At 69.5% G+C, this 7,033-nt stretch carries 5 protein-coding genes; 4 read left to right on the top strand and 1 reads right to left on the bottom strand.

Annotated elements, in window-relative coordinates; translation table 11 throughout:
* A partial coding sequence (locus tag ACLL81_RS11565) for a beta strand repeat-containing protein (RefSeq protein WP_411288494.1) occupies positions 1-2,008 on the bottom strand: 2,008 nt, incomplete at its 3' end.
* Between the two features lie 319 nt (positions 2,009-2,327).
* On the opposite strand from ACLL81_RS11565, the gene serS reads away from it, so the two are divergent.
* From serS to ACLL81_RS11545, 4 genes are all read left to right on the top strand, one after another.
* Positions 2,328-3,596 (top strand): serine--tRNA ligase, encoded by a 1,269-nt coding sequence (gene serS, locus ACLL81_RS11560; protein WP_411288493.1) that lies wholly within the window; start codon positions 2,328-2,330, stop codon positions 3,594-3,596.
* Positions 3,593-4,369, top strand: coding sequence for a 5'/3'-nucleotidase SurE (gene surE, locus ACLL81_RS11555; protein ID WP_411288492.1), 777 nt, complete (start codon positions 3,593-3,595; stop codon positions 4,367-4,369). The genes serS and surE overlap by 4 nt, the downstream gene beginning before the upstream one ends.
* A gap of 2 nt (positions 4,370-4,371) precedes the next feature.
* Positions 4,372-5,028 (top strand): protein-L-isoaspartate(D-aspartate) O-methyltransferase, encoded by a 657-nt coding sequence (locus ACLL81_RS11550; protein ID WP_411288491.1) that lies wholly within the window; start codon positions 4,372-4,374, stop codon positions 5,026-5,028.
* 112 nt (positions 5,029-5,140) lie between these two features.
* Positions 5,141-6,550: a peptidoglycan DD-metalloendopeptidase family protein gene (locus ACLL81_RS11545; RefSeq protein ID WP_411288490.1), complete on the top strand. Its 1,410-nt coding sequence runs from the start codon at positions 5,141-5,143 to the stop codon at positions 6,548-6,550.
* Positions 6,551-7,033: the final 483 nt, after the last annotated feature.

The raw sequence follows: 7,033 nt of genomic DNA, 5'->3' as shown, positions 1-7,033 counted from the left end.
CCTTGCCGGGCGGTCCGGTGACGGACACCAGGGTCAGCTGCGCGCCGGCGTCCACATCCGTGTCGTTGGCCAGCACGTCGAAGGTCAGCGTCTGGTTTTCGGTGGCGCCCGTCAGGGTGTCCGTGCCGGCCACCGGCGCGTCGTTGGCGCCCGTAATGGTGACCGCCACGACCTGCTGCACCGAGCCGCCTTGATTGTCGGCGACCGTGATCGTGTAGAGCTGGGTCAGCACCTGGTCCTTCGCCAGCTGCTGGATGGTCGCCGGGTCCACCGAGAACGTCCAGCCAACGCTCCCGGCGCCATCGCCGGTGGCGGCGTCGGACGCCGTTGCGGCGAAGGTTCCAAAGTATCCATTGGCCTGCGCGGCCGATGCAACGGTGTGGGTGTCGGCAAGATCCACGTCGGCGAACGCCACCGATCCGGCCGCGGACATCACGCCGTCCTCTACCGTGGCGGCGGTCGCCAGCGCCGAGGTGATGGTGGGGGCGTCGTTCGATCCCGTCAGGGTCATCGTCAGCGTCTGGCTGGCGCTGCCGCCCTGGCCGTCGGACACCGTCAGAACGTAGGTCTGGGTCCGGGTTTCGCCCGCCGCCAGGAAGTCCAGCGCTCCGTCCGCCGTTGCAAAGGTCCAGCCGACGGTGTTCGCAGCCTGGTCCACCGTTCCTAGAGTCAGGGCGCCGATATAGCCCGGCCCCGCCGGCGTGAACGTCGCGCTGTGGGTGTCGGTCAGGTCCACGTCGGCGAAGGCCACCGCGCCCGACGCTGTCAGGGTGGCGGTGTTCTCGTCCGAGGCTCCATCGGCCCGCTCCGTCACGGCGCCGGTCGCCGTCGTGGCTGCGCTGATCGTCGGCGCGTCGTTCGTGCCGGTGATTGTCACGGCGACAACCTGCTGGACCGAGCCGCCGTGGTTGTCCGCCACGGTGACGGTGTAGAGCTGGGTCGCCACCTGGTCCTTCGCCAGATGCTGGATGGTGGCCGGGTCCACCGTGAACGCCCAGCCCACCGCGCCCGCGCCATCGCCGGTCGAAGCGTTGGTCACGGCGGTGGAGAAGACGCCGAGGTAGCCGGTCGCATTTGGCGTCGCGGTCACGGCATGGCTGTTGCTCAGGTCGACGTCGGCGAAAGCGATGACGCCGTCGGCGGACATCGCGCCGTCCTCCACCGTCGCGCCCGTGGAAACCGCCGAGGTGATGGTCGGGGCGTCGTTGGCGCCGGTGATGGTGACGGTGACGGTCGCGGTCTGCTGGTCGCCGTCCGCGTCGGTCACCTTGTAGGTGAAGCTGTCGGTGGCGGTTTCCCCTGCCGCCAGGTACTGCCAGTGGGTGGGGCTGGGCGTGTAGACGAACTTCGCCGTCTCCGCGCCCGCGCCGGCGCCGGACGTCCTGGCCACCAGCGTCGCCGTCCCGTGCGCGGGTTGCGTGAAGCTGAGGGAGGCCACCAGGTCCGGGACGCTGTCGTTCAACAGGACATCAAGGGCCAGGCTCGGCGCGTCCTCGCTGGCGACCATCGCATCGGCGCCCAGCACGACCGCCTGGTCGCGCGGATCGATGGTGACCCCGTCGACGACCACCTCCAGCCGCTCAAACTTGGAGGCGTTCAGTCCGAAGGCGCGGAAGACGTACTCCGCGTTGGAGGCCTGGCCGTTGTTGGGATTGGTGGCGGCGGCGATGAAGGAGAGATAGCCCGCGACGTCCTGCTGTACGGCGGCGCTCAGCCACTCGGTCCGCGTCATGACCAGACGCAGCACATCGACTCCCGAGCCGCCGTCGTAGACGTCTGAAGCGCCGGCGTTCTCACCGACCGCGTAAACGGCCACGTCGTCGCCGGAGTCTCCGCTCACCCGGTCAGACCCCGCGCCGCCATCCACGGTGTCAGCGCCCGCCCCGGCGTTCAGCTTGTCCGAACCCCCCAGGCCGAAGAGCTGGTCATTGCCGGCGCCCCCGTTGAGGTGGTCGTCAGCCGCCGTCCCATAGGAAATCGACGAGCCCGAACTGCCCAGGTCAGCCATGCTGTAAAACTCCCCCAACGGCGCCTAATCGCCGTTTCCCGCTGAAGTCCTAACGTTGATATGCGACGTTTGTCTACAAGCTTCACCATGAGTTGTTTCCGCGGCCCAAGTCTAAAGCCAAGCCAACACAGTCCAATCGCGCCCACGTGGCGTATCAATCCAAGAACTCAATCTCTGGTTGCTATTCGGTCCGCGCTCTGAGCATCGGGCAGTCCCCAACGGCAGGCGTGGCCGTATTCGATCAGACGCGGGAGGGCAGCGCTTGGCGTCCCCGCCGACGCGCTCTAGAGAATGCCGCTCATCCCTCAAAGCCGGCGCCATGCACGACATCCGAGCCATTCGCGAAACCCCTGAGCTTTACGAGAAAGCCTGGGCGGCGAAGGGCCTCGCCGGCAAGGTCGCCGAGATCCTCGCCCTGGACGAGGCGGTGCGCCAGCAGCAGACTCTGGCCCAGTCCGCCCAGGCGCGGAAGAACGAACTGGCCAAGCTGATCGGCCAGGCCAAGGCCAGGAAAGAAGAGACAGAAGCCCAGCGCCTGCTGGCTGAACGGGCCGCCATTCCCGAGGCGGCGGCCGATGAAGAACAGGCGAGTCGCCTGCGATTTCTGCTTCTTTCCAGCCTCCCCAACCTGCCGGCCCCGGACGTGCCCGCCGGCGCCGATGAGGCCGACAACGTCGAGGTCCGCCGCTGGAGCCAATCCTCCGCCATCGCCAACCCGAAGGACCATGTGGACCTCGGCGCGGCCCTGGGCCTGATGGACTTCGAGGCCGCCGCCCGGATGAGCGGCGCCCGCTTTGTGGTGCTCAAGGGCGAGCTGGCCCGGCTGGAGCGGGCGCTGGGCCAGTTCATGCTCGACGTCCAGACCCGCGAGCACGGCTACCTGGAGGTCGCTCCGCCGCTGCTAGTCCGCGACGAGGCCGCCTTCGGCACCGGTCAGCTTCCAAAGTTCGCCGAGGATCTGTTCCACACCACCGACGGCCGCTGGCTGATCCCCACCGCCGAGGTCTCCCTCACCAACCTGGTGCGCGAGCAGGTCACCGCGCAGGAGCAGCTGCCCCTGCGCTTCACCGCGCTGACGCCCTGCTTCCGCTCCGAGGCCGGCGCCTCGGGCCGCGACACCCGTGGCATGATCCGCCAGCATCAGTTCAACAAGGTGGAGTTGGTCTCCATCACCACGCCCGAACAGTCCGAGGCCGAGCACGAGCGGATGGTCGGCTGCGCCGAGGCGGTGCTGAAGCGCCTGGAGCTGCCGTTCCGCACCATGTTGCTCTGCGCCGGCGACATGGGGTTTTCCGCCCGCAAGACCTACGACCTGGAGGTCTGGATTCCATCGGAGGACCGCTACCGGGAGATCAGCTCCTGCTCCAACTGCGGCGACTTCCAGGCCCGCCGCATGGACGCCCGCACCAAGGCGGCCGGCGAAAAGGGTACGCGCTTCGTCCACACCCTGAACGGCTCCGGCCTCGCCGTCGGCCGCACCCTGGTGGCGCTGATGGAGAACTACCAGGACGAGGGCGGCCGCATCGCCATCCCCCAGGCGCTCCACCCCTACCTGCCGGGCCTGACCCACATCGGCGGTGATCGTTGAGGATCCTGCTCACCAACGACGACGGCATCCATGCGCCGGGGCTGATAGCCCTTGAGAAGATCGCCCGCGAACTCACCGACGACATCTGGATCTGCGCGCCTGAGTACGAACAGTCGGGCGCCAGCCGGGCCCTGACGCTGGCCGAGCCGATCCGGGTTCGCAAGGTGGGCGAGCGCAGGTTCGCGATCACCGGCACCCCCACCGACTGCGTGATGCTGGGCCTGCGCGACCTGGTGGAAGGCGCCGCGCCTGACCTGGTGCTCTCCGGCGTCAATCGCGGCGCCAACCTGGCCGAGGACGTGACCATGTCCGGCACCGTGGCCGGCGCCATCGAGGCCATGGCCCTGGGCGTCCCCGGTATCGCGCTGTCGCAGATGGGCAGCTACGACCACGACGACGACCTCTTCGAGCCTTCGGAGGTGTTCGCGCCGGGGATCATTCGCCGGCTCATGGAGATCGGCTGGCCGAAGGACGTGGTGATGAACGTCAACTTCCCGCACGCCGCCATCGCCGACATCACCCAGGTGGAGGCCACCCGCCAGGGCTTTCGCGACGCCCACGTGCGCCATGCCGAAAAGCGCACCGACCTGCGCGGCCGCGACTACTATTGGGTCGGCTTCCGCCAGGAGCGGTCGAAGCCCGCCGAGGGCACCGACCTTCGCGCGCTATATGAGGGCCGCATCTCGGTGACGCCGCTGCATATCGACCTGACCCACACCGCCGCCCTGCATGACCTCAAGCAGGTCCTGGGCGGGGCGCCGCCGAAGGCTTGAGCATGACCAGGCGCCAGGACAGCGACGAAACCCGGCTGGCGCGCCTGATCCTGGCCCTGCGCTCGCAAGGGGTCAGCGACCCGGCTGTGCTGAACGCCATCGAGACCACCCCGCGCGAGGCCTTCACCCCGGACCTGTTCAAGGAACGCGCCTGGGAGGACTCGGCCCTGCCGATCGCCTGCGGCCAGACCATCAGCCAGCCGTTCATCGTCGGCCTGATGACCCAGGCCCTGAAGCTGGAGCCCCGCTCGCGGGTGCTGGAGATCGGCACCGGCAGCGGCTACCAAACCACCATCCTCTCCAAGCTCTCCCGGCTGGTCTACACCGTGGAGCGCTACCGCACGCTGATGCGCGAGGCCGAGGCGCGCTTCAAGATCCTGGGGCTCACCAACATCATCACCCGCTTCGGCGACGGCGGCGAGGGGTGGCCGGAGCAGGCGCCTTTTGACCGCATTATGGTCACAGCCGCGGCGCCGGATGAGCCGAAGGCTCTGCTGTCGCAGTTGAAGCCCTCGGGGGTGCTCGTGGCGCCGATCGGCAAGGGTCCGGTCCAGAGCCTTCGCCGCTATACCGGCGACGGCAAGGGCGGGTTCGAGGTCGAGGCGCTCACCGACGTCAGGTTCGTCCCGCTGCTGGATGGGGTGGCGCGAGAACTCTGAGTTTCCCGAAGGCTTTGGTCCTGCGGCGGTTTGCGGGTTGGCCGGGGTGGCGACCTTCCATCAAAATCCCCCCGACGCCCCACTGATTCTAGACGTCCAATTCGGAGCGGCGATGACGCACTTCCTCCAGCGATCGGCCCTGATCCTCGCGGCCACAGGGGCGCTCGGCGCCTGCGCCAGCGCGCCCTCCGATGTGCTCACCCCGAATTTCCCGATCACCCGGGCGCCCGCACCCGCGCCGCAGCCGCTCCCGCCGCCGGTCGCCGAGGCAGAGCCCGCGCCGGAGACGGCGCGCCCCACCGCCCCTGTAGAATCCCGCCCGCTGGAGCAACTGGCCGCCGCCCGGCCGCGGGAGCCGGACCCTGAGCCGCAGGCCGCGCCCGTGCGCCGCGCCCCGCCGGCCCCGACCTTCCGCACCGTCACCACCAGGTCGGTCACCGGCAAGGTCGTGGAGGTGGACGGCCCGTCGCGCACCCACGAGGTGAAGTCCGGCGACAATCTGGAGAAGATCGCCCGCCTGCTGGACACCACCGTCGATCAGCTGAAGGACGACAATGACCTGAAGTCCTCGGTGATCCAGCCCGGCCAGGACCTCAAGGGCCCGAAGACCAAGGCCAGGGCCTATGTGGTGGGGCAGGGGGACAACCTCAGCGCCATCGCGCGGCGCTTCGGGGTCACCGCCCAGACCCTGGCCGACGAGAACGACATCGCCCGCTCCGCCACCCTGCGCTCCGGCCGCCGCCTGCGCCTGCCGGCCGGCTTCAAGGATAAGGGCCCGACCAACACCACCGCCCGCGTCGCCGTCGCCCCGCCGCCGGAGGCCGAGCGCGAGCCGGCGCCTGCCCCGCCAACCCGCCGCACCCCGCCGCCGCCGGTCCGCACTCCGCCGCCGCAGCCCGCGGCGCCCCCCGCAGCCGCGCCCCCCGCAGCCGCGCCCCCGGTCTACACCGCCCCGCCGGTCCGCGAGGCGCCACGCCCGGCGCCGCCGCCGGTGCAGGAGGTTCCGCCTCCGACGCCGTCCTCGCCCAGGCCCTATTCCACCTTGCCGGGCAGCCCGTCCGCGCCGCCGCGCGCCGCCCCCGTCGCCGCCCCGCCGGTGGGCGACGCTCAGATCTCGCAGATGGGCCGTGGCCGCTTCGCTTGGCCGGTGCGCGGGGAGGTGATCTCCGCCTATGGCCCGAAGGCGGCTGGCCAGCGCAATGACGGCCTCAATATCCGCGCGGGGGCCGGTGACTCCGTCCGCGCCGCTGCGGCCGGGGACGTGGTCTATGCCGGCGACCAGGTGCCGGGCTTCGGCAACCTCGTGCTGATCAAGCACCCGGACGGCTGGGTCACCGCCTACGGCCACCTCTCGCGGGTGGACGTGAAGATGCAGCAAAGGGTCAATCAGGGGCAGCAGATCGGCCAGGCCGGCGCCACCGGTGGAGTTCCCGAGACCCAGCTGCACTTCGAGGTCCGCTACGCCCCGTCACCCCTGGAGCGCGCCCGGCCCATCGATCCCGCCCTCGTGCTGCCGCGCTAGATACGAAAACGCCCCCCAGGGTTCGACTGGGGGGCGCTCGCAGCACGAGGCGACGAGAGAGTGACGCCTCAAGGCGGGTAACCTCGGACAGGGCCGCGGGTTCCGGAGACGGGTGTGGATATCGCCCGGTGTCGCCTCCCCGACAGAGCAAGTGGAATGGAAGACTCACGATCTGCGGGCCCCGGCCGCCGGACGGGTTCCACAATGCAGTTGCGGTCAATACTTCGATTTGAGGCAGGTGTTGCAGGGCGGCAACACCCAAAACCGCGTCTAGCGCGTTATGGCCTCAATTGGCGAAATCATGATCGGCACCAGCCGGCTCTGACTCGCCCGGGCAACAGGGGTTTCACGATGAAAATACGTTTGCTGGCGGGCGCCGCCGCCGTCGCGTTCTGCGCGAGCGCTCCCGGCGCAATGGCTCAGGATTGGCTGAGCGGCTGGTACGTCGGCGCCGATGTCGGCTACGCTTGGTCTGACGGCATC

Origin of the sequence: Phenylobacterium sp. (assembly GCF_046590535.1) — a bacterium.
Lineage (GTDB): Bacteria > Pseudomonadota > Alphaproteobacteria > Caulobacterales > Caulobacteraceae > Phenylobacterium.
The sequence above is the reverse complement of the archived record's forward strand: the minus strand, read 5'-3'. Positions and strand labels throughout refer to the sequence as shown.